This is a genomic window from Citrobacter sp. JUb117 (assembly GCF_024809055.1).
Classification (GTDB): Bacteria; Pseudomonadota; Gammaproteobacteria; order Enterobacterales; family Enterobacteriaceae; genus Citrobacter; species Citrobacter gillenii.
The window spans coordinates 375916-397959 of record NZ_JANUFB010000004.1 but is presented as its reverse complement, the minus strand read 5'-3'; the positions used below and the strand labels follow the sequence as shown (position 1 = coordinate 397959).

Below are 22044 nucleotides of genomic sequence, written 5' to 3'. Positions count from 1 at the left end.
GCTTATTTATTTACTTATGGAATGCTTAATGAATTTTAATTATTAATATTTATCCATTGTCGCGTCAGAGATGAACGATAAATAGCGTCCACCATCAACAGCGATTTTTGGGCTTGATGGATATCGATATATTCTGTCTGACCGCGATGGGTAATAGCATGATAGAACTGGCGAATGGCCAGTTGGTGACCAAGACCCCAGTAGCTTTTGGCGCTGCCGTCTGGTGAACCATCGCTATCCAGCTTCAGGCGCTGGTCCTTTGTGACGCGCCATAGCGCGTTGTCAGTTAGCTGAAGCATGCCGTTTTCACAGTGGATCTCCAGCAGCAGCGGCGAATCGAGCGTATTGCAGTTGCTGGCGTAAAACAGGCCACGTGCACCGTTGGCAAAATGCAGCGTTGCCATCGCGCTGTCTTCTGCTTCCGTCACCGCTGCCAGTTCGCTGCTATCCACCACGCCTTTTAAGCGTGTGACGCCCCCGGCGAACCACTGCATCAGATCGAGAGTATGAATGGCCTGATTAATCAGCAAACTGCCGCCTTCGCGGGCAAAACGCCCGCGCCACGGACTGTCGCTGTAGTACGCCCCGGAGCGTGACCAGGTCAGCACGGCTTTCATGCTGAGCATTTTGCCATGCGTATTTTTCGCCAGTTCATCGCGTATGCGTAGGCTGGTGGGATTCAGTCGGTTTTGGTAACACACGCCCAGTAGTCCCGGCGCCGAGGCTGCGGCGTCAGCGATGTCGGCAACTTCCCCTCCATTCATGCCTACCGGTTTTTCGCAAAACACATGCTTCCCGGCAGCAAGGGCGGCGAGAATCATATTTTTATGCTCAAAATGCGGCGTACAGATATGCACGACGTCAATGTCGTTATCCAGCAGCATTTCCCGGTAATTGGGATAAAATCGGCAGTTATAGGCCATCGCCTGCTGTAGCCCGTTGACGCTGTCGGTGTCGACCAGCGCGCGTAGCGTCACCCCCGGCAAGAGCCGTAGGGCGTTGACGTGACTACGGTGGATGGCACCGGCACCAATAATGGCGGCATTTAACGTTTTCATGCTGCCCCCATTATGCATGCGCATTGGCGAGCATTTGCGCCTTCACGCACAGCTCGGCGGCTTTAAACGCATGGGCCTGGGTCATGGCGTTTTCGGTACGGTTCAGGCAGTCGAGAATAAACTCGCCGAAGAACGGGAACCCTACCTTACCGGCGACCGGATAGCGGAATTCCCCATCTTTATTAACCAGATACACCACATCCTGTTCACCTTGGGTAATATCGACATACTTGCGGATCTCGATATAGCCCTCGGTGCCCAGCAGCGTCAGGCGTCCGTCCCCCCAGGTGCTGAGGCCGTCCGGCGTGAACCAGTCGCAGCGGAAATAGCCCGTTGCGCCGTTATCGCCCGCCAGCATCGCATCGCCAAAGTCTTCAAACTGTGGATACTGCGGATGATTGACGTTGCGCACCTGGCTTGCGACCACATGCGCCTCGAGGTTGTCGGTGTAAAACAGGAACTGCTCAATCTGATGACTGCCGATATCACACAGAATGCCGCCGAAATAGCGTCGATCGTAGAACCAGTCCGGACGTCCGCTGCCTTCACGATGCGGGCCGGTGCCCAGGGTCTGGATCACCCGGCCTATTGCCCCCCGCTTGACCAGATCGCCCGCAAAAACTGCGCTTTCAACGTGCAGGCGCTCGCTGTAGTAAACCGCGTACTTGCGCCCGGTCCTGGCCACCATGGCTTTGGCGTCTTCCAGCTGTTCGAGAGTAGTCAGCGGTGCTTTGTCGGTGAAATAATCTTTACCCGCCGCCATCACCTTTAGTCCCAGCGGGCAGCGTTCAGAGGGGATTGCCGCCCCGGCGACCAGCCTGACATCGCGGTCGTTGAGAATGGTCTCCAGTGAGTCAGCCACCTGCGCCTGCGGGTACTGTTGCAGGAATTTCTCCACTTTCGCCGGGTCCGGGTCGTACACCCACTTCAGGGTGGCTCCGGCTTCGATCAGCCCGTTGCACATCCCGTAGATATGACCGTGGTCGAGCGTGGCAGCGGCAATCACAAACTCACCAGGTTTTACCACTGGCTGTGGTTTGCCGGTCGGGGCGTAGTTCATTCCATCTGTCTTGTTCATTACTCTGCTCCTGAATCTAAGTCTTTACCCAGAGGGATAGCACCGACTTCCGTGAAATTGCTCACGGAGGCGGATTTCTCATAAAAATGCGGGGCTTTTGCCATCAGGCCGCCGGTACGATAAAAATCGTCGTGGCTGGGGATGGGCAGCGTTACCACCGTGCAGGTAATGGCGGATTTGTAGATAGCGGTAATCAGCTCCAGCGAACGTTTACCCTGTTCCCCGTCGACCAGTGGGGGCGTCTGTTGTTCGATAGCGCTGAGCAGGTTGTCGATTTGTCCGCTATGCAACGTCCATTGAAGCGCAGGCATGGCATGAAACAGCGCGTCCAGTTGCTCTTCCAGTTCGCGATTATTGTCCGCTTGTGGAAAGCCGTTATCCGCCGACTGGCTGGCATACACCTTCCACGGGGCGGAGATCCGCGCCTTTTCGCCCTGAATAACGATTTTCTGATCTTCACCATGATGCACAACGGATGCGGTGAGCTGAGCCAGCGCCCCGTCTGAATATTTGAAAATGGCCGCACTGAGATCTTCCACTTCCGCGTTGTCATGGGCGACATTGCTCATCATCGCTACCACTTCGCTCGGGAAGCCGAGCATCCACTGAATTGCATCGATGTGGTGTACCGCATGATTCAGCGTGCAGCCGCCGCCTTCTTTCTGCCAGGTGCCGCGCCACCACAGATCGTAATAGCAATGCCCGCGCCACCAGAACGAGTCCACCTGTGCGTGGCAAATTTTGCCCGCAAGGCCGGAATCAACGGCGGCTTTTAAGCGCCAGAAGGCATCGGTAAAGCGGTTTTGTGCGATGACCGATAACATTTTTCCGCTGGCTTTCTGCGCGGCAATCATCGCATCACACTCTGCGAGCGAGGCGGCCATCGGTTTTTCGCACAGCACGTGTTTGCCCGCGTGCAGAGCATCAATGCTGATGTCGGCGTGGACGTACGGCGGAGTACAGACGTCGACAACGTCCACATTAATACCTGCGTCCAGCATGGCCTGATGGCTGTTGTAGACCCGTGCTTCGCTTAGGCCGTAGCGCGTTTTCTTCTCTTCGGCTTTTTCCGGCCAGATGTCGACCAGCGCGACGATCCGGCAGCGATCCGCAAACTGTAAATAGCTTTGAATGTGGTTATGGGAGATGTTTCCGGTGCCGACAATGGCAATATTCAGCATGGTCATCCCCTTAACGCTGCCAGCTTGCGGAGGCGTCCAGCGTGCGGCTGGCGGTGGTTTTCTCGACCGATGAGTCGATACGCGCCTGCAACAACCGGGCGTAGCGCTGCTCGTCAATTGGCAGCTCAACCCAGTCATCGGTCCAGGTAGAGAGATGCATGGCGTTGGACAGCGTCAGGCCGCGAATGCCTTCCAGACCAGGGGCGATGAGCGGTTCGCCGTGCAGGACCGCGGCGGTGAAATTGGCGGTGATGACATGATGCTCACTGCATTCTGGTGCGGTAGGGATAGTCACTTCCCAGCACTCCGGCTCGCCAAAGCCGTTTTGCCAGCGGGCGTTGAAGTCGGTTTCGGATTCACGCAGTCGCCAGAAGCGCAGGCGGCCTTCTTCCACCACCACTTTTCCGCGATCGCCGACGATCTCGAGGCGGTTGGTGCCGGGGGTTTCGGCGACGGTGGTGATGAACACGCCGGTTGCACCGTTGGCGTATTCCGCGTAGGCGGTGACCTCATCTTCTACTTCAATCTGGCGGTGTTTGCCAAACTGGCAAAACGCGCGCAAGCGTATGGGCATACCGACCAGCCATTGCCACAAATCAAGCTGGTGCGGGTCCTGATTGAGCAGCACGCCGCCGCCTTCGCCTTTCCATGTCGCGCGCCAGCCGCCGGAGTTGTAGTAACTCTGTGAGCGATACCAGTTGGTGATTATCCAGTTGGAGCGGCGCAATTCGCCCAGCTCGCCGCTGTCGATCAGATCTTTCACCTTCTGATACAGCGGGTTCGGGCGCTGGTTGTACATCATGCCGAACACCACATCGCATTCACGGGCGCAGGTGTTCATCTCGTGGACCTGCGCAGTACAGACCCCGGCCGGTTTTTCGCACAACGTATGAATGCCAAGACGCATCGCCATCATCGATAAACCCGGATGCGCATAGTGCGGCGTAGCGACGATAACCGCGTCGACAAGCCCACTGTTCAGCATCTCCTCAGCGCTGATAAACAGTGCAACCGCATCGCCTACTAACTGGCGAATAGCGGCATGCTTGTCGGCGTTATTATCACAGACCGCCGTCAGGCAGGCGTCCTTTACGGTCCCAGCCAGCAGATAGCGGGCGTGGACTGTGCCAATATTTCCCACGCCAATAATGCCAAAGCGTAATTTTTTCATGTCAGGCCTTTTCATCAGAAATAAGGGATAAGCGGACCATAAGAAACGCCTGGAATATCGACAATGTGATTTTGTGAGAGCGGTTGCAGGATGAGGAAGAAGTTCGCACAGATATTGAAAAAGTGTTTTAGAGTCAATGAACTAGGTTTGCAAAAACTTGCAAAGATAGATTGCGAGCGAGGTCACAGAATGTCAGGCAAGCTAAAAATGGATGAAATCGCTGCCTTAACCGGGTTCTCCGTGAGTACCGTGTCGAGGGTACTGAGCGGGAAGTCTTGTACCAGCGATAAAGCTCGGGAAGCCATCGTGAAATGTGCGCGCCAGCTAGGGGTGCTTGATACGCTGGCCTGCGGGCGGCTGCTGATCAACGGGATTGCGGTCTTCGCTCCACAGCGCACATTCATTGCGCAGGGCGATGTGTTTTACCTCGAAGTGACGCGCGGCATTGCTGAAGCTATTGCGCCGCATGATGTCTATCTGAGCTACTGCGGGTTAGATGAGCAGCGAGCCGACATCAAGCTCTTTCTGCAAAAGGCCAACAGCAAGAATATCAACGCCATTATTCTCATCGGCATTGATGACCCCACCGTGCATAAGCTGGCGCAGTCGCTGGGAAAACCCTGCGTGCTGATCAACTCACAGGATAAAGAAGGGGTATTGGACGCGGTCTCGCCCGATCACCGATCGATTGGCAACCAGGCGGTGCAGTATCTTTTTGAGCAGGGGCATCGGCGCATTCTCCACGTCACCAGCCTACGACGTGAAACCCTGTACTGGCGTCTGGAAGGCATAAAGGAGATCTATCGGCAGTATCAGGTGCCGTTTGATGCCCGGCGCGATCTGTTGGTGACGGAAGGATTTTCTGAACCAGAGGCGATACAGGCGATTAGCGACCGGCTACGTGAACTGCCGCAGAGCGAATGGCCGGAAGTGATTTTCTGTGCCGGGGCGTCAATGTCCAGCGGCGTTCGTCGCGTGCTGGAAGCGTTGGGGGTACTCATTCCCGATGATATCTCGCTGATGACCACGGACGTCAAAGAACTGGATGGCCATGTGGTTTCTGCGGTCACCAGCATTACCATTCCCTGTCGGGCATTAGGCGTAGAAGCGGTGCATTTGCTGCAAAACCGCCTCAATCGCCCGGCTGCGCCGGTGTTTAATCTGCTGCTCAAGGGCAAAGTGACGGAAAGGGGAACCGTCGCCAATGCCACGCGCCATGCCGCGCTGGCTCGGGAGCAATAGTTGACCCGACAGGCCCGATAAGCGTAGCGCCATCGGGCAGCAGCAGATTAGTTCTGCGGCGGCAGGCACACGCCAATGCCGCCAATGCCACAATATCCATAAGGGTTTTTATGCAGATATTGTTGGTGATCGTCCTCGGCATAATAGAACGGCGTGGCGGTATTAATCTCTGTCGTGATGTGGCGGTCATCGCCCGCAGCGGTCATCGCCGCCTGAAAACGCGCGAGGCTGGCATCTGCTGCACTCTTTTGCTCCGGCGTGAGCGGATAAATGGCCGAACGATACTGCGTGCCCTGGTCATTGCCCTGACGCATGCCCTGCGCCGGGTCGTGATTCTCCCAGAACACCTGCAGCAGTTGCTCGTAGCTGATAACATGCGGGCCATAAACGATACGCACCGCTTCGGCATGGCCCGTTTCGCCAGAACAGACTTCCCGATAGGTTGGGTTAGGCGTGTAGCCGCCGGTATACCCGGCAGCCGTGCTGTAAACGCCGGGTAAAGACCAGAACAAACGCTCCACGCCCCAGAAACAGCCCATCGCGAACAGGGCGATTTCCATCCCTTCGGGTACGTGGGTCATCGAATGTTGGTTCACCGCATGCAGCGTTGCCACGGGCATCGGGGTGTTGCGTCCAGGTAGAGCATCTGCTTGAGAAACAAGATGCTTTTTATCAAATAAACTCATGGCCGTTCTCCCGAAATCAGTCATTTGGGTTAAGGTTGTAACAAGACGCGTCTTTGCCCACAATAACTGGCGTGAATACGTCTAGAGTTAAACATAAGAAATATTTGGGTTGCCGTCTGTTTTTCAACTCTTATTGTTGATTTTTTGTTAAGCCGAGGAACGGCAGAGTATTTTTTTCCAGGGGTGGGAAAAAAGGATATTCAGGAGAAAATGTGCCACATATCCGTCAGTTGTGTTGGGTGGGGTTGCTGTGCTTAAGCGGCCCGGCCGTCGCCGCAAATGTTCGCTTACAGGTCGAAGGATTATCGGGACCGCTGGAGAAAAACGTCCGTGCGCAGTTGTCCACGATTCAAAGTGATGAAGTCACACCAGACCGACGTTTTCGTGCGCGCGTTGATGACGCTATTCGCGAAGGGTTAAAAGCGCTGGGCTATTTTGAGCCGACCATTGATTTTGAACTGCGTCCGCCGCCGGCGAAGGGACGTCAGGTATTAATCGCTAAAGTGACGCCCGGAGAGCCGGTACTTATTGGTGGAACCGACGTTGTTTTACGCGGCGGGGCGCGCACCGATAGCGATTACCTGGATCTGCTGAAAACGCGTCCGGCAATCGGCACGGTGCTCAATCAAGGAGACTATGACAGCTTCAAAAAGTCATTAACCAGCGTGGCGCTGCGCAAAGGCTACTTTGACAGTGAATTTAATAAAAGCCAGCTGGGGATTGCGCTCGATCGTCGCCAGGCGTTCTGGGATATCGATTACAACAGCGGTGAGCGCTATCGCTTTGGTCATGTCACCTTTGAAGGTTCGCAAATTCGCGATGAGTACCTGCAAAACCTGGTGCCGTTCAAAGAGGGCAAAGAGTACGAATCCAAAGACCTGGCGGAGCTGAACCGCCGTCTCTCAGCAACCGGCTGGTTTAATTCTGTCGTGGTGGCACCAGAGTTCGACAAAGCCCGCGAAACCAAAGTGTTACCGCTGAAAGGTGTGGTCTCACCACGCACGGAAAACACCATTGAAACCGGGGTGGGCTATTCAACCGACGTCGGACCACGGTTAAAAACCACGTGGAAAAAGCCGTGGATGAACTCCTACGGCCATAGCCTGACCACCAGTGCCAGTATCTCTGCGCCGGAGCAGGTCCTGGATTTCAGCTATAAAATGCCGCTGTTAAAGAACCCGCTGGAGCAGTATTACCTGGTGCAGGGGGGCTTTAAACGTACCGATTTGAACGACACCGAGCAGGACTCAACCACGCTTGCCGTCTCCCGCTACTGGGACCTCTCCAGCGGCTGGCAGCGTGCGATCAACCTGCGCTGGAGTCTTGACCACTTTACTCAGGGTAACGTCACCAACACCACGATGCTGCTGTATCCGGGCGTGATGATCAGCCGGACGCGCTCGCGCGGCGGCCTGATGCCCGTCTGGGGCGATTCCCAGCGCTATTCCATTGATTACTCCAATACCGCCTGGGGCTCTGACGTCGACTTCTCCGTCTTTCAGGCGCAAAACGTCTGGATCCGTACGCTGTACGATAGCCATCGCTTTGTGATGCGTGGCAACCTCGGCTGGATTGAAACCGGCGATTTCGACAAAGTCCCGCCGGACCTGCGTTTCTTCGCCGGGGGCGATCGCAGTATTCGCGGCTATAAATACAAATCTATTTCGCCTGAAGGGAGTGACGGCAAGCTGAAAGGGGCCTCCAAGCTGGCGACCGGATCGCTGGAATACCAGTACAACGTAACCGGTAAATGGTGGGGGGCGATGTTTGTGGATAGCGGTGAAGCGGTGAGCGATATCCGCCGCAGCGATTTCAAAACCGGTGCCGGGGTTGGCGTTCGTTGGCAGTCACCGGTCGGGCCGATCAAGCTCGATTTAGCTGCGCCGATCGGCGACAAAGATGAACATGGTTTACAGTTTTACATCGGTCTGGGGCCTGAATTATGAGTTTATGGAAGAAGATAAGCCTCGGCGTATTGATTGTTATCCTGCTGTTGTTGGGCTTCGTGGCGTTCCTCGTCGGCACGACCTCGGGCCTGCATTTGGTCTTCAAGGCCGCTAATCGTTGGGTTCCAGGGCTGGAGATTGGCCAGGTCACCGGCGGCTGGCGGGATCTGTCGCTTAAAAATATTCGCTACGACCAACCTGGTGTGGCGGTGAATGCCGGTGAAGTGCATCTGGCCGTTGGTCTTAACTGCCTGTGGGACAGCAGCCTGTGCGTCAACGATCTGTCGCTGAAAGACATCAACGTGGCGATCGACAGCAAAAAGATGCCGCCTTCTGCGCCGGTTGAGGAAGAAGACAGCGGCCCGCTAAACCTCTCCACGCCTTACCCGATCACGCTTTCCCGCGTGGCGCTTAACAACATCAATATCAAAATCGATGACACCACGGTGTCGGTGCTGGATTTTACCTCCGGACTGAACTGGCAGGAAAAAACGCTGACCCTGAAACCTACGTCATTGCAGGGGCTGTTAATCGCCCTGCCAAAAGTGGCGGACGTGGCGCAGGAAGAGGTGGTGGAACCGAAGATCCAAAACCCGCAGCCGGATGAAAAACCGCTGGGCGAAACGCTGAAAGATCTGTTCTCAAAACCTGTTTTGCCGGAAATGACCGACGTTCATCTGCCGCTGAATCTTAATATCGAAGAATTTCGCGGTGAGCAGCTGCGCGTCACCGGTGATACGGATTTAACGGTATATAACATGCTGCTGAAGGTGAGCAGCATTGACGGCAACATGAAGCTCGACGCGCTGGATATCGACTCCAGCCAGGGGGCAGTGAAGGCCAGCGGTACGGCGCAACTGACCGACAAATGGCCGGTTGATATTACCCTCAACAGCACGCTGAACATCGAACCGTTAAAAGGCGAGAAGGTGAAGCTGAAGGTTGGCGGCGCGCTGCGTGACCAGCTGGAAGTGGGTGTCAATCTGTCTGGTCAGGTGGACATGGATCTGCGTGCACAGACACGTCTGGCGGAAGCGGGATTACCGCTCAATCTGGAGGTGGTGAGTAAGCAGGTTTACTGGCCATTTACCGGCGATAAGCAGTTCCAGGCCGATGACATCAAGCTCAAGCTGACCGGCAAGATGACCGACTATACGCTCTCGATGCACGCCGCCGTGAAAGGCCAGGATATTCCTCCGGCGATCATCACGCTGGATGCCAAAGGCAATGAGCAGCAGATCAATCTCGACAAACTTAGCGTTGCCGCACTGGAAGGTAAAACCGAGCTGAAAGCGCTGGTGGACTGGCAGCAAGCCATTAGCTGGCGCGGGGAGCTGACGCTGGACGGCATCAATACGGCGAAAGAGGTGCCGGACTGGCCCTCGAAACTGAATGGTGTGATCAAAACCCGCGGTAGCCTGTACGGCGGAAGCTGGCAGATGGAGGTGCCAGAGCTGAAGCTGAGCGGTAACGTGAAGCAGAACAAGGTCAATGTGAACGGCTCGCTGAAGGGTAACAGCTACCTGCAGTGGACCATCCCCGGCCTGCATCTGGAACTGGGGCGCAACAGCGCTGAGGTGAAAGGTGAGCTGGGCGTCAAAGATCTCAATCTCGACGCGACGATTGATGCCCCAAGTCTGGATAACGCGCTGCCGGGGCTGGGCGGCACGGCGAAGGGGCAGGTCAAGGTGCGTGGTACGGTAGAGGCGCCGGAACTGCTGGCGGATATCACCGCCCGTGGCCTGCGCTGGCAGGAACTGTCCGTGGCTCAGGTGCGTGTTGAAGGCGATGTGAAATCAGCGGAGCAGATTGCCGGTAACCTCAACGTGCGCGTTGAGCGGATTGTGCAACCTGATGTGAACATCAATCTGGTTACGCTGAACGCCAAAGGAAGCGAAAAGCAGCATGAGCTGCAGCTACGTATTCAGGGCGAGCCGGTTTCGGGACAGCTTGATCTGGCCGGGAGTTTTGATCGCAAAGAGCAGCGCTGGAAAGGGGAATTAAGCAATACCCGCTTCCAGACCCCGGTTGGTCCGTGGTCGCTGAACCGCGCCATTGCGCTGGATTACCGCAATCAGGAACAGAAAATCAGCATCGGGCCGCACTGCTGGAACAACCCGAATGCGGAACTGTGCGTACCGCAGACGATAGATGCCGGAGCGGAAGGTCGCGCAGTGGTGAACCTTAACCGTTTCGATCTGGCGATGCTGAAACCGTTTATGCCGGATGCCACCCAGGCCAGCGGCGTGTTCACAGGCAAGGCCGATGTGAGCTGGGACACCACCAAAGAAGGACTGCCGCAGGGGCAGGTGACGCTGAATGGACGTAATGTGAAGGTGACACAAAGCGTCAACGATGCCCCGCTGCCGGTGGCGTTTGACACGCTGAATCTCACCGCCGACCTGCACAACAACCGTGCCGAACTGGGCTGGCTGATCCGCCTGACCAATAACGGCCAGTTTGACGGTCAGGTGCAGATAAGTGACCCGCAAGGACGACGCAATCTGGGCGGGAACGTCAATATCCGCAATTTCAATCTGGCGATGGTGAACCCTATCTTCTCGCGCGGCGAAAAAGCCGCCGGGATGCTAAACGCCAACCTGCGCCTCGGAGGTGACCTGCAAAGTCCACAATTGCTCGGCCAGTTGCAGCTGAGCGGCCTGGACGTTGACGGCAACTTTATGCCGTTCGACATGCAACCCAGCCAGTTGGCCGTTAACTTCACCGGGACCCGTTCGACAATTGCGGGCGTGGTGCGCACGCAGCAGGGAGAGATAAACCTGAGCGGTGACGCCGACTGGAGTCAACTAGACAACTGGCGAGCGCGCATTGCGGCCAAAGGCAGCCGGGTGCGTATCACCGTGCCGCCAATGGTGCGCCTGGATGTCTCGCCGGATGTGGAATTTGAAGCCACACCGAACCTGTTTACTCTGAACGGCAATGTTGATGTGCCGTGGGCGCGTATTGTGGTGCACGACCTGCCGGAAAGCGCAGTCGGTGTTTCCAGTGATATGGTGATGCTCAATGACAATCTACAGCCGGAGAAACCGCAGAGCGCCGGGATCCCGATCAACAGCAACCTGAACATCCACGTCGGCAACAACGTGCGTATCGATGCCTTTGGTCTGAAAGCACGTTTGACGGGCGATCTCAAAGTGGCACAGGATAAGCAGGGGCTGGGCCTCAACGGGCAGATTAATATCCCAAGCGGCCGCTTCCATGCGTATGGTCAGGATTTGATTGTACGTAAAGGTGAGCTGTTGTTCTCCGGTCCACCGGATCAGCCGCTGCTCAATATCGAGGCTATTCGTAACCCGGATGCCACCGAAGACGACGTGATCGCCGGTGTTCGCGTAACGGGTACGGCAGATGAACCGAAAGCGGAAATCTTCTCCGACCCGGCGATGTCGCAGCAAATGGCGCTCTCTTACCTGCTGCGCGGGCAAGGATTGGACAGCGAACAGAGCGATAGTGCGGCAATGACGTCTATGCTTATTGGCTTAGGGGTTGCACAAAGTGGTCAGATTGTGGGTAAAATCGGGGAGACGTTTGGCGTAAGCAATCTGGCGCTGGACACGCAAGGGGTGGGCGATTCATCTCAGGTGGTTGTCAGCGGATATGTACTGCCAGGTCTGCAGGTGAAATATGGTGTGGGTATATTTGACTCTTTAGCGACACTCACGCTACGTTATCGTCTGATGCCTAAGCTATATCTGGAAGCTGTGTCTGGCGTTGATCAGGCACTTGATTTGCTCTATCAGTTCGAGTTTTAGCAATGCGAATATTTGTTTATGGTAGTTTACGTACCAAGCAAGGTAACAGCCACTGGATGACCAACGCCCAGTTGCTGGGTAATTTCAGCATCGATAACTACCAGTTGTACAGTCTGGGCCACTATCCAGGCGCGGTTCCGGGAAACGGAACGGTACACGGGGAAGTTTATCGTATTGATAACGCCACGCTGGCAGAGCTTGATGCGCTGCGCTCGCGCGGCGGAGAGTACGCACGCCAGTTAATTCAGACGCCTTACGGAAGTGCATGGATGTATGTATATCAACGTCCGGTAGATGGGTTAACGCTGATAGAAAGCGGTAACTGGTTAGACCGCGACAAGTACTAACATATACCTGATGGATTTCGAGTTGCATCAAGGCGGCGACGCAGAGAATCCCCAGGAGCGTACATCAGTACGTGACTGGGGTAAGCGAGAAAAGCCAACGCAGAGGCAGTTTGAAAGACGACAGGTATAACACGCCACCCTCGGGTGGCGTTGTTTTTAGGATTTAGAACTCCACGCGCGCGCCAAGGTTATAGCGGCGTCCTTCCACCTGAGCGGACTCACTCCATGCGGTCGTGAGTTTCGGATCCTCATCCAGCACGTTGTAGACCCCCGCCATCAGCTGTGTGTGCTTATTCAACTGGTAGCGTACGCCCACATCCACCATCGTGTAATCATCGTACTTGTTGTTATTACCGCTGTTGCGGTTGCTGCTGCGGTAGTTCACCGTACTCCACACGTCGAGGCTTTGCGTCGCCGTCCAGTTCAGCGACAAGTTCGCCATATGACGCGGGTAATCGTTCAGCGCGTAGCCTTTGTTGACGCCGCTTTTCTGCTCGCTGTGGTTGTAGGTGTAGTTGGCATTGGCTTTGACGTCGGTGCTAATTTGCCAGTCGGCGTTGAGCTCGACGCCGTACACATCGGCTTCGCTGACGTTAAAGTATTTACTCACCGAGTCGGCGTTGTAGCCATTGACTGAGCACTGGTTGGTCGCCGTGGTTTCACAAATGGTTTGTTCCGCAATCTTGTCTTTGAATTGCGTATAGAACACGGTGCCATCGAGCGACAACACATCGCCCGTCCAGTACAGACCCAGCTCAGAGTTAACGCTTTTCTCCGGTTTTAAGTCGTCATTGCCGACCGTCAGGAAGGGGTAGGGCACGGTTGAACCGTAAGGGGTGACGAAGTTACTGGAGGTGGCTCGCAGTTCCGGCTTTTTATACCCGGCGGAGACGCCACCTTTCAGCGCCCAGGCATCGTTGAATGCCCAGTTGCCGTACATTTTCGGCGTAATGTGCGTACCAAAGTTATCGTCCTGATCCATACGCGCGGAGGTCGTCAGGATGAAATCGTTGATGCTCCAACCGTCTTCCACGAACAACGCCCAACCGTTGCGGCTGATTTTGGTAACAGGCTCCGAGCCTGGCAGCGTTTTGTTGGCGACATCAAACCGGTCGTTTAACTCTTCGCGGGTGAAGTTCGCCCCGACGGTCAGCTTATGGGTGTCGAGCGTGAAGGTGGTTTGTGAATTGGCGACGTAGTTTTCCATCTGCACATACTGCGGTGACTGACCGTCATAAACGTATTTTGAGCGGCCTTTTTCGTAGTTAATGTAGTTAGTTGTCGCGATCGTATCGTCGGCATACCAGCCGGTATGGGTCAGGGTGGCGGCGTTACGATCATATAACCATGACCACGGCGCACCGCGTTTCTGGGTGCGGTTTTTTTCCTGCTCGCCGGTGACAACGTTGAGATCGAAGAGGTTATTTTCGCTGGCGGCCAGACCCAGCGTCATATCCACGGATTTGCGGTTATGTTTGCCGAAGTAATTATTCCGATCGTCGTCGCGACGGTCGAGCCAGTCGGCAGCCACGCTTAAGCCGAGAACATCGGGAATAATTGGCCCCATGGTGAACAGATTCATCTGACTGGTATTGCCGAGATACTGGTGTTCCTGAAGCCAGGTATTTGCGGCAATTGCCGTCGTCCAGTCTTTCGCCCCATACGGCTTTTTGGTGATGACGTTAACCACGCCGCCGATGGCATCGGAACCGTACAATGATGACATCGGCCCACGAATAACCTCGATGCGCTCAATGGCTTCCATTGGCGGTAAGAAGTTGGCTTCGGTGCCGATGTCGTGCCCATAGGGGCGTGACTGGCCGGTATTTTGTTTGACGCTGTTCACCATGAAGGCGGTATAGGACGGGTCCATGCCGCGGATCATAATGCTGCCAGCATTCATGCCGCTGCTGTTCGACACCGAGACGCCGGGAATATTTTTAATGGCTTCCCCCACGTTGCGGTCCGGCTGAATATCCAGCGTTTTACGGTCGATAACTGAAATAGTCGCCGGGGCTTCACGCTTTTGCTGCGAGAAACCGGACGCCGTAATCACCATTTCATCTTCGCTATTGCGTGAGGTTTCCGTTAATTCTTCGGCCTGCGCGGGAAAAATAACCCCGCCTGAGAATGCAACGATCCCTGTCAGCGTAATAAGTTGACGCGTTTTCATAATATAAGACACCTGAAAAGTAAAAAAATAAAAGCGCCACCTTGCCGCGCAACATGGCGACAAGGTGCAAAATAGTTTTTGATTATTAGTATTGAGATAAATCGATTTTCAGCACGTAGTCGGGCTTGACGCCAATCATTTTTTCCGGCTGTTTTACGCTGACATATAAGGTGTTAGCGTCCGGCGAAAGCGCCAGGCTGTTAGGTAACGCATTGGTTTCAATGCTGTGTTTTACCTGATAGGTGTTGCTGTCGACAATGCTGACCTGCTTGGCATTGCGGTGTGTAATATAAACTTCCTGACGCGTCTCGTTATAGAGAACGGCCAGTGAATTAATGACTTTGATTGGGGCAATGACTTTTCCGGTATGAATATCGACAACCAGAACATCGGCTAAATCAGGATCGGTCAGGAACGCGCGATTATTTTTGCTATCAAGGGCGATATTCAGGAAGAAATGCTTTTTAGCGGGTTCAACGGAAAAACGGTTAATTATTTTGTGGCGGGTGGTATCCAGCGTAATCAGCTCGTTTCTGCCGTTCACCACGTACAGACGATCGTTTGTAGCATCAATCGCCATGCCGGTCGGGTATTCGCCCATATTTTCAAGGGTGGCTATTTTTTCACGCTTTTGCGTATCCACCACCCAGATAACGCCTTTTTCAGCCACGCCGGAAACGTACAGGCGGTGATGTTGCTTATCCAGCACCATTTCACGCGTATGGATGATTTCCTTCGGGTTGCTGGTATCGCTCAGTTGCAGTATCACCCGTTCTTTACCGCTGCGGGTATCGATAATCGTCACCGAACCTTCCAGCGTATTACCGACATACAGCACCTGATTTTCTTCATCCAGCGCGGTAGCAAACGCCCGGCGGCTGGTTTCGATGACTTCGGTGGTGGTGAGTTTCTCCAGATCGAGTTTGTAGATAACCCCGCGGGTTTTGTCTTTATCAAACGACGGTGAAGAGGCGGCAAAAAGCGCCTTCTGCTGGCCATCAACCGCCAACTCATACACCCCGTTACCGACGTCGCGGGTCAGGAAATCTTTCTCAGACAGCATCTCTGCCACGCTGGGCAGGCTGGTAAATAACAATGTTGTGGCGAGGGCCACGGCGGAATAGTGTTTCAGGGACTTCACAGTGTGGAGGTTCATTGACGTTTATTCACATTTATTTACGTGTTGCGAATGATAATGAGATCTAGTCTCATTCGCAAATAAGATGAGCAAAATGTGACTACCCAATCTGGTAGGTCAAAAAGAAAACAGCGGAGAAAGGAAAAACGAAGAGAGGGAAAATGAGAAGTAAAAAACCCTTACTAACCAGACGCTGGCGTTCAGGGTTTTGAGCTCAGGCGAACTTATTTCTTCGCACGCTCGAAGGATGCAACGATTTCAGCTTTAGCGGCTTCAGCGTTGTCCCAACCGTCAACTTTCACCCATTTGCCTGCTTCGAGATCTTTGTAATGCTCGAAGAAGTGAGTGATCTGCGCTTTCAGCAGGTCCGGCAGGTCGTTCACATCTTTGATGTGATCGTATTCTTTGCTCAGCTTGGTGTGCGGTACCGCAACCAGTTTCGCATCTTCACCGGATTCGTCGGTCATTTTCAGTACGCCAACCGGACGGCAGCGGATCACTGAACCTGGCTCCAGCGGGTACGGTGTCGGGACCAGAACGTCGACCGGGTCGCCATCCAGAGACAGGGTGTGGTTGATGTAACCGTAGTTGCACGGATAGAACATCGCAGTGGACATGAAGCGGTCAACGAACAGGGCGCCGCTCTCTTTGTCAACTTCGTATTTGATCGGATCTGCGTTCGCAGGGATCTCGATAACAACGTAGATATCTTCCGGCAGATCTTTACCGGCAGGGACGTTGAGTAAGCTCATGTCTGTTTCCTTTAAATATGCTATGGCAAACAAGTGGCGGGTATTATAGCCAACTCGCGCTGAATGTCTCCGCTTGTTTTCGATTTGCCACCTCGGATTTTCGCTTTTTCCCCCTGTCTTAATGACAGAAAAATCCATAACTTCAGCTGCATTTTTCATAGGGTAATGAAAGCGATTACAAACTTGTGATTAACGTTTTATTTACTTTTTTGAAGTGTGATGTAACGCAATCCGTTACATGCTCGATTGTCTATAGTTTTTTCGCGACGGTTTATTAATCAACAATAATCACCCTACGAGGACGCACTTATGTGGAAGCGCTTACTTTTAGTCACAGCAGTTTCGGCAGCCATGTCATCTATGGCGATGGCCGCCCCTTTAACCGTAGGATTTTCGCAGGTCGGGTCTGAATCCGGCTGGCGTGCAGCAGAAACCAACGTAGCGAAAAGCGAGGCCGAGAAGCGCGGCATTACGCTGAAAATTGCCGACGGCCAGCAAAAACAGGAAAACCAGATTAAAGCGGTACGTTCATTCGTGGCGCAGGGCGTGGATGCTATTTTCATTGCGCCAGTGGTAGCAACTGGTTGGGAGCCGGTATTAAAAGAAGCGAAAGATGCCGAGATCCCGGTCTTTTTGCTCGATCGTTCCATCGATGTTAAAGACAAATCTCTCTATATGACCACCGTGACGGCCGACAACGTGCTGGAAGGCAAATTGATTGGCGACTGGCTGATTAAAGAAGTGAACGGCAAGCCGTGTAACGTTGTGGAGCTACAAGGAACCGTCGGTGCCAGCGTGGCGATTGACCGTAAAAAAGGCTTTGCTGAAGCCATTGCCAAGGCACCAAACATCAAAATTATCCGCTCTCAGTCCGGCGACTTTACCCGCAGTAAAGGCAAAGAAGTCATGGAGAGCTTTATCAAAGCGGAAAACAACGGCAAGAACATCTGTATGGTTTACGCCCACAACGATGACATGGTGATCGGGGCGATTCAGGCAATCAAAGAAGCGGGTCTGAAACCGGGCAAAGACATTCTGACTGGCTCTATCGACGGCGTGCCGGATATCTATAAAGCGATGATTGACGGGGAAGCCAACGCCAGCGTCGAGTTGACGCCAAACATGGCCGGTCCAGCCTTTGACGCGCTGGAGAAATTCAAAAAAGACGGCACCATGCCTGAGAAGCTGACCATTACCAAATCTATCCTCTATCTGCCGGATACCGCGAAAGAAGAGCTAGAGAAGAAGAAAAACATGGGCTACTAAGCCTTCATGAAAATGCCGGGGGCGCTGCGCTTGCCCGGCCTACATTAAGCGCTTTTGTAGGCCGGATAAGCGTAGCGCCATCCGGCGTAATGCCGGAGGAATACCATGACCACCGACCAACATCAGGAAATCCTTCGCACCGAAGGGTTAAGTAAATTTTTTCCTGGCGTCAAAGCGCTGGATAACGTGGATTTCAGCCTGCGGCGTGGCGAGATTATGGCGTTGCTCGGTGAAAACGGAGCCGGTAAATCGACGCTGATCAAAGCGCTGACCGGCGTTTACCACGCCGATCGCGGCACCATCTGGCTTGAAGGCCAGGCTATCTCACCCAAGAATACCGCCCATGCCCAGCAACTGGGGATTGGCACCGTGTATCAGGAAGTGAACCTGCTGCCCAATATGTCAGTGGCAGATAACCTGTTTATTGGCCGCGAGCCGCGACGCTTTGGCCTGCTGCAGCGCAAGCAAATGGAAAAGCGTGCTACGGAGCTGATGGCCTCCTACGGTTTTTCCCTTGATGTGCGCGAGCCGTTAAACCGTTTTTCGGTGGCGATGCAGCAGATTGTCGCCATTTGCCGGGCTATCGATCTGTCGGCGAAAGTATTGATCCTCGACGAACCCACCGCCAGCCTGGATACCCAGGAAGTCGACATGCTATTCGGTCTGATGCGGCATCTGCGCGATCGCGGCGTCAGCCTGATCTTCGTTACCCATTTTCTCGATCAGGTCTATCAAGTCAGCGATCGGATCACCGTTCTGCGTAACGGCGGCTTTGTCGGCTGTCGCGAAACCCGCGAACTGCCGCAGATCGAACTGGTGAAGATGATGCTCGGTCGGGAACTGGATACCCACGCGTTGCAGCGTGCGGGCCGCACGTTGCTGAGTGACAAACCGGTGGCGGCCTTCAGTGGTTTTGGCAAAAAAGGCACGATCGCACCGTTCGATCTGCAGGTCCGTCCCGGCGAGATCGTCGGCCTGGCGGGGTTGCTGGGATCGGGACGTACAGAAACCGCAGAAGTGATCTTTGGCATTAAACCTGCCGACAGCGGCAGTGCGCTGATCAAAGGCAAACCGCAGACCCTGCGATCGCCGCATCAGGCCTCGTGTCTGGGGATCGGCTTCTGCCCGGAAGACAGGAAAACGGACGGCATTATTGCTGCCGCCTCGGTGCGGGAAAATATCATCCTGGCCCTGCAGGCACAGCGCGGCTGGCTGCGGCCGATTCCGCGCAAAGAGCAAAATGACATTGCCGAGCGTTTTATCCGCCAGTTGGGTATCCGCACCCCCAACGCCGAACAGCCGATCGAGTTTCTCTCCGGCGGTAATCAGCAAAAAGTTCTGCTGTCGCGCTGGCTGCTGACTAAACCGCAGTTTTTGATCCTCGATGAACCCACGCGTGGGATCGACGTTGGGGCGCACGCCGAGATCATTCGCCTGATCGAGACACTGTGCGCCGACGGTCTGGCGCTGCTGGTGATCTCTTCTGAACTGGAAGAACTGGTGGGTTACGCCGATCGGGTCATTATCATGCGCGATCGCAAACAGGTGGCCGAGATCCCGCTGGCTGAACTGTCCGTACCGGCAATCATAAACGCCATTGCGGCCTAAGGAGACTGTTGTGATGCCTCAATCTCTCCCTCAATCCAACACCGCGAAACGACGATTTCGCTGGCCGAAGGGCATGCCGCAACTGGTGGCGCTGCTGCTGGTGCTGCTGGTTGACAGCCTGGTCGCCCCGCACTTTTATCAGGTGATTTTGCAGGATGGCCGTCTGTTCGGCAGCCCGATTGATATTCTCAACCGCGCCGCGCCCGTGGCGCTGCTGGCGATTGGCATGACGCTGGTGATTGCCACCGGCGGTATCGATCTTTCCGTTGGCGCGGTGATGGCCATTGCGGGGGCAACCACCGCCGCGATGACGGTTGCCGGGCACAGCCTCCCGGTGGTCCTGCTTGCGGCGTTAGGCTCCGGTATCCTGGCGGGATTATGGAACGGGGTTCTGGTGGCCATCCTTAAGATCCAACCGTTTGTTGCCACGCTGATCCTGATGGTGGCCGGGCGCGGGGTAGCGCAGTTGATCACCTCCGGGCAGATCGTCACGTTTAACTCGCCCGATCTGTCATGGTTCGGTAGCGGATCGCTGTTGCTGTTCCCGACGCCGGTGATCATCGCGCTGCTAACGCTGGTCGCTTTTTGGCTGCTGACGCGTAAAACGGCGCTGGGTATGTTTATTGAGGCGGTCGGCATCAACATTCGGGCGGCGAAAAATGCCGGGGTGAATACCCGCGTTATTGTGATGCTCACCTATGTGCTGAGCGGTCTGTGCGCGGCCATTGCCGGGATTATCGTCACGGCGGATATTCGCGGAGCCGATGCCAACAACGCCGGGTTATGGCTGGAATTGGATGCCATTCTGGCGGTAGTGATCGGCGGCGGTTCGCTGATGGGCGGGCGATTTAACCTGCTGCTGTCGGTGGTGGGGGCGTTGATTATTCAGGGCATGAACACCGGGATTTTACTGTCTGGCTTCCAGCCGGAGCTCAACCAGGTGGTTAAAGCCATTGTGGTGCTGTGCGTGCTGGTCGTCCAGTCGCAACGCTTTATCAGCCTGATAAAAGGAGTGCGTGGTAATGATAAAACGTAACTTACCGCTGATGATCACCCTTGGCGTCTTTGTGCTGGGCTACCTCTATTGCCTGACGCAGTTCCCGGCCTTTGCCTCAACGCGCGTGATCTGCAATATCCTGACCGACAACGCCTTTTTAGGCATTATCGCCGTGGGTATGACCTTCGTGATCCTCTCCGGCGGCATCGATCTTTCCGTCGGTTCGGTGATTGCCTTTACCGGCGTATTTCTGGCAAAAGCCATTGGTTACTGGGGGATTTCCCCGCTGCTGGCGTTCCCGTTGGTTCTGGCGATGGGCTGCGCGTTTGGCGCCTTTATGGGGTTACTGATTGATGCCCTGAAGATCCCGGCGTTTATTATTACGCTGGCGGGAATGTTCTTTCTGCGTGGCGTCAGCTATCTGGTCTCCGAAGAGTCTATCCCGATCAACCACCCGATTTATGACACTCTCTCCAGCCTTGCCTGGAAGATCCCCGGCGGTGGTCGTCTGAGCGCCATGGGACTGTTGATGCTGGGCGTCGTGGTGATCGGTATCTTCCTTGCGCACCGTACACGCTTTGGCAATCAGGTGTACGCCATTGGCGGTAGCGCGACGTCAGCTAACCTGATGGGGATCTCGACCCGCAGCACGACAATCCGCATCTATATGCTTTCTACTGGGCTGGCGACGCTGGCCGGGATTGTCTTCTCCATTTATACCCAGGCCGGTTATGCGCTGGCAGGCGTCGGCGTCGAGCTGGATGCCATTGCCTCGGTGGTGATCGGCGGTACGTTGCTGAGCGGCGGCGTGGGCACGGTGCTGGGCACCCTGTTTGGCGTGGCAATCCAGGGATTGATTCAGACCTACATTAACTTTGACGGCACATTAAGCTCATGGTGGACGAAGATCGCCATCGGTATTCTGCTGTTTGTTTTTATCGCCTTACAGCGCGGTCTGACGGTGCTATGGGAAAACCGCCAAAGTTCACCGGTCACACGGGTGAATACCACGAGCGCGTCAAAATGATGTCGTGGGCTGTTTTTCGCGTATAGCGGGTAATGCGTATACACTAGGAGGCTACACTTACTTAATGGAATCAAAAGCATGAAAGGAATCGAAGGCGAAGGGCTACCGACAGCATGCGCCAGCTGTGGGGAGAACGTACTGCCTCCGGATACCCATTGCACGCGTTGTGAGAATAAAAAATATACGGGAATTGGCGGCTGGCTTTATTTACCGGCGGTGACGCTGGTGATGTCCGTCATTTCTGGGGTCATTGGCTTTTTCGGTGTGGCGATGTTTGTTTTGCACACTGAAACGGACGTGAGTGCGCTGGTTATTTTTGAACTCGTCTGTATGGCCGTTCTCTTAATGCTGCTGGTTTACACGACGTTTTTGTTTTTCAAAAAGAAACGTCAGCTACCCAAGTTTTATACTGCCTTCATTTTAGGCACCACGCTTTACTACGCGATGGACAGCTGGCTGGGCGCCACGTTCTATGGCGTGGGGCTGAGCACTGACGATATAAAAGCGTTTGTTTCCTGCGCGGCCCAGATCCTTATCTGGATACCGTATTTCCGCGTATCAAAACGAGTCAAACTGACCTTCGTCAACTAAGCACGTAAAG

General features: G+C 54.7%; 17 protein-coding genes. 9 read left to right on the top strand and 8 right to left on the bottom strand.

From position 1 onward, the window contains the following. Positions 1-35: 35 nt before the first annotated feature. Genes M2374_RS11830 through M2374_RS11815 form a run of 4 tightly spaced genes read right to left on the bottom strand, consistent with a single transcriptional unit; the run spans position 36 to position 4488 of the window. Positions 36-1058 carry a Gfo/Idh/MocA family protein gene (locus M2374_RS11830; protein ID WP_181688528.1) on the bottom strand — a complete coding sequence of 341 codons (1023 nt, stop codon included), beginning with the start codon at positions 1056-1058 and terminating at the stop codon, positions 36-38. Positions 1059-1068: 10 nt separating this feature from the next. After that, a complete protein-coding gene (locus tag M2374_RS11825) occupies positions 1069-2136 on the bottom strand; it encodes a Gfo/Idh/MocA family protein (RefSeq protein ID WP_181688527.1) in 1068 nt (355 codons plus the stop codon). Next, positions 2136-3317: a Gfo/Idh/MocA family protein gene (locus M2374_RS11820; protein WP_181688526.1), complete on the bottom strand. Its 1182-nt coding sequence runs from the start codon at positions 3315-3317 to the stop codon at positions 2136-2138. The genes M2374_RS11825 and M2374_RS11820 overlap by 1 nt, the downstream gene beginning before the upstream one ends. Before the next feature lie 10 nt (positions 3318-3327). After that, entirely contained in the window at positions 3328-4488 is a 1161-nt protein-coding gene (locus M2374_RS11815) for a Gfo/Idh/MocA family protein (RefSeq protein WP_096758543.1), read from the bottom strand. A 189-nt stretch (positions 4489-4677) separates the two neighbouring features. Here M2374_RS11815 and M2374_RS11810 point away from each other — a divergent pair, with 189 nt between their 5' ends. Continuing rightward, positions 4678-5730, top strand: coding sequence for a LacI family DNA-binding transcriptional regulator (locus tag M2374_RS11810; RefSeq protein ID WP_181688525.1), 1053 nt, complete (start codon positions 4678-4680; stop codon positions 5728-5730). Positions 5731-5777: 47 nt separating this feature from the next. On the opposite strand, the gene msrA is transcribed toward M2374_RS11810, so the two are convergent. Beyond that, a complete protein-coding gene (gene msrA / locus M2374_RS11805; protein ID WP_181688524.1) occupies positions 5778-6416 on the bottom strand; it encodes a peptide-methionine (S)-S-oxide reductase MsrA in 639 nt (212 codons plus the stop codon). 212 nt (positions 6417-6628) lie between these two features. Between msrA and tamA the strand changes: the two genes are divergently transcribed. Genes tamA through M2374_RS11790 form a run of 3 tightly spaced genes read left to right on the top strand, consistent with a single transcriptional unit; the run spans position 6629 to position 12482 of the window. Next, positions 6629-8362, top strand: a complete 1734-nt coding sequence (tamA, locus tag M2374_RS11800) for an autotransporter assembly complex protein TamA (RefSeq protein ID WP_115259591.1) — start codon at positions 6629-6631, stop codon at positions 8360-8362. Continuing rightward, positions 8359-12135 (top strand): autotransporter assembly complex protein TamB, encoded by a 3777-nt coding sequence (tamB, locus tag M2374_RS11795; RefSeq protein WP_181688523.1) that lies wholly within the window; start codon positions 8359-8361, stop codon positions 12133-12135. The genes tamA and tamB overlap by 4 nt, the downstream gene beginning before the upstream one ends. 2 nt (positions 12136-12137) lie before the next feature. Continuing rightward, positions 12138-12482: a gamma-glutamylcyclotransferase gene (locus M2374_RS11790; RefSeq protein ID WP_096758538.1), complete on the top strand. Its 345-nt coding sequence runs from the start codon at positions 12138-12140 to the stop codon at positions 12480-12482. Between the two features lie 163 nt (positions 12483-12645). Here the strand turns inward: M2374_RS11790 and M2374_RS11785 are convergent, their stop codons facing one another. From M2374_RS11785 to ppa, 3 genes are all read right to left on the bottom strand, one after another. Next, entirely contained in the window at positions 12646-14655 is a 2010-nt protein-coding gene (locus M2374_RS11785) for a TonB-dependent receptor domain-containing protein (RefSeq protein WP_135912674.1), read from the bottom strand. Positions 14656-14740: 85 nt separating this feature from the next. Continuing rightward, a complete protein-coding gene (locus M2374_RS11780) occupies positions 14741-15811 on the bottom strand; it encodes a YncE family protein (protein ID WP_181688522.1) in 1071 nt (356 codons plus the stop codon). Positions 15812-16017: 206 nt separating this feature from the next. Continuing rightward, entirely contained in the window at positions 16018-16545 is a 528-nt protein-coding gene (gene ppa, locus M2374_RS11775) for an inorganic diphosphatase (RefSeq protein ID WP_005134479.1), read from the bottom strand. A gap of 309 nt (positions 16546-16854) precedes the next feature. Between ppa and ytfQ the strand changes: the two genes are divergently transcribed. From ytfQ to M2374_RS11750, 5 genes are all read left to right on the top strand, one after another. Further along, positions 16855-17811 (top strand): galactofuranose ABC transporter substrate-binding protein YtfQ, encoded by a 957-nt coding sequence (ytfQ, locus tag M2374_RS11770; protein WP_096758535.1) that lies wholly within the window; start codon positions 16855-16857, stop codon positions 17809-17811. A gap of 105 nt (positions 17812-17916) precedes the next feature. Next, positions 17917-19419 (top strand): galactofuranose ABC transporter, ATP-binding protein YtfR, encoded by a 1503-nt coding sequence (gene ytfR / locus M2374_RS11765; protein WP_181688520.1) that lies wholly within the window; start codon positions 17917-17919, stop codon positions 19417-19419. Positions 19420-19432: 13 nt separating this feature from the next. Next, complete coding sequence (gene ytfT, locus M2374_RS11760; RefSeq protein WP_181689147.1) at positions 19433-20455, top strand: galactofuranose ABC transporter, ATP-binding protein YtfT; 1023 nt, start codon at positions 19433-19435, stop codon at positions 20453-20455. Beyond that, positions 20442-21443 carry a galactofuranose ABC transporter, permease protein YjfF gene (yjfF, locus tag M2374_RS11755; protein WP_096758532.1) on the top strand — a complete coding sequence of 334 codons (1002 nt, stop codon included), beginning with the start codon at positions 20442-20444 and terminating at the stop codon, positions 21441-21443. The genes ytfT and yjfF overlap by 14 nt, the downstream gene beginning before the upstream one ends. Before the next feature lie 78 nt (positions 21444-21521). Next, entirely contained in the window at positions 21522-22034 is a 513-nt protein-coding gene (locus M2374_RS11750; RefSeq protein WP_096758531.1) for a DUF2569 domain-containing protein, read from the top strand. Positions 22035-22044: the final 10 nt, after the last annotated feature.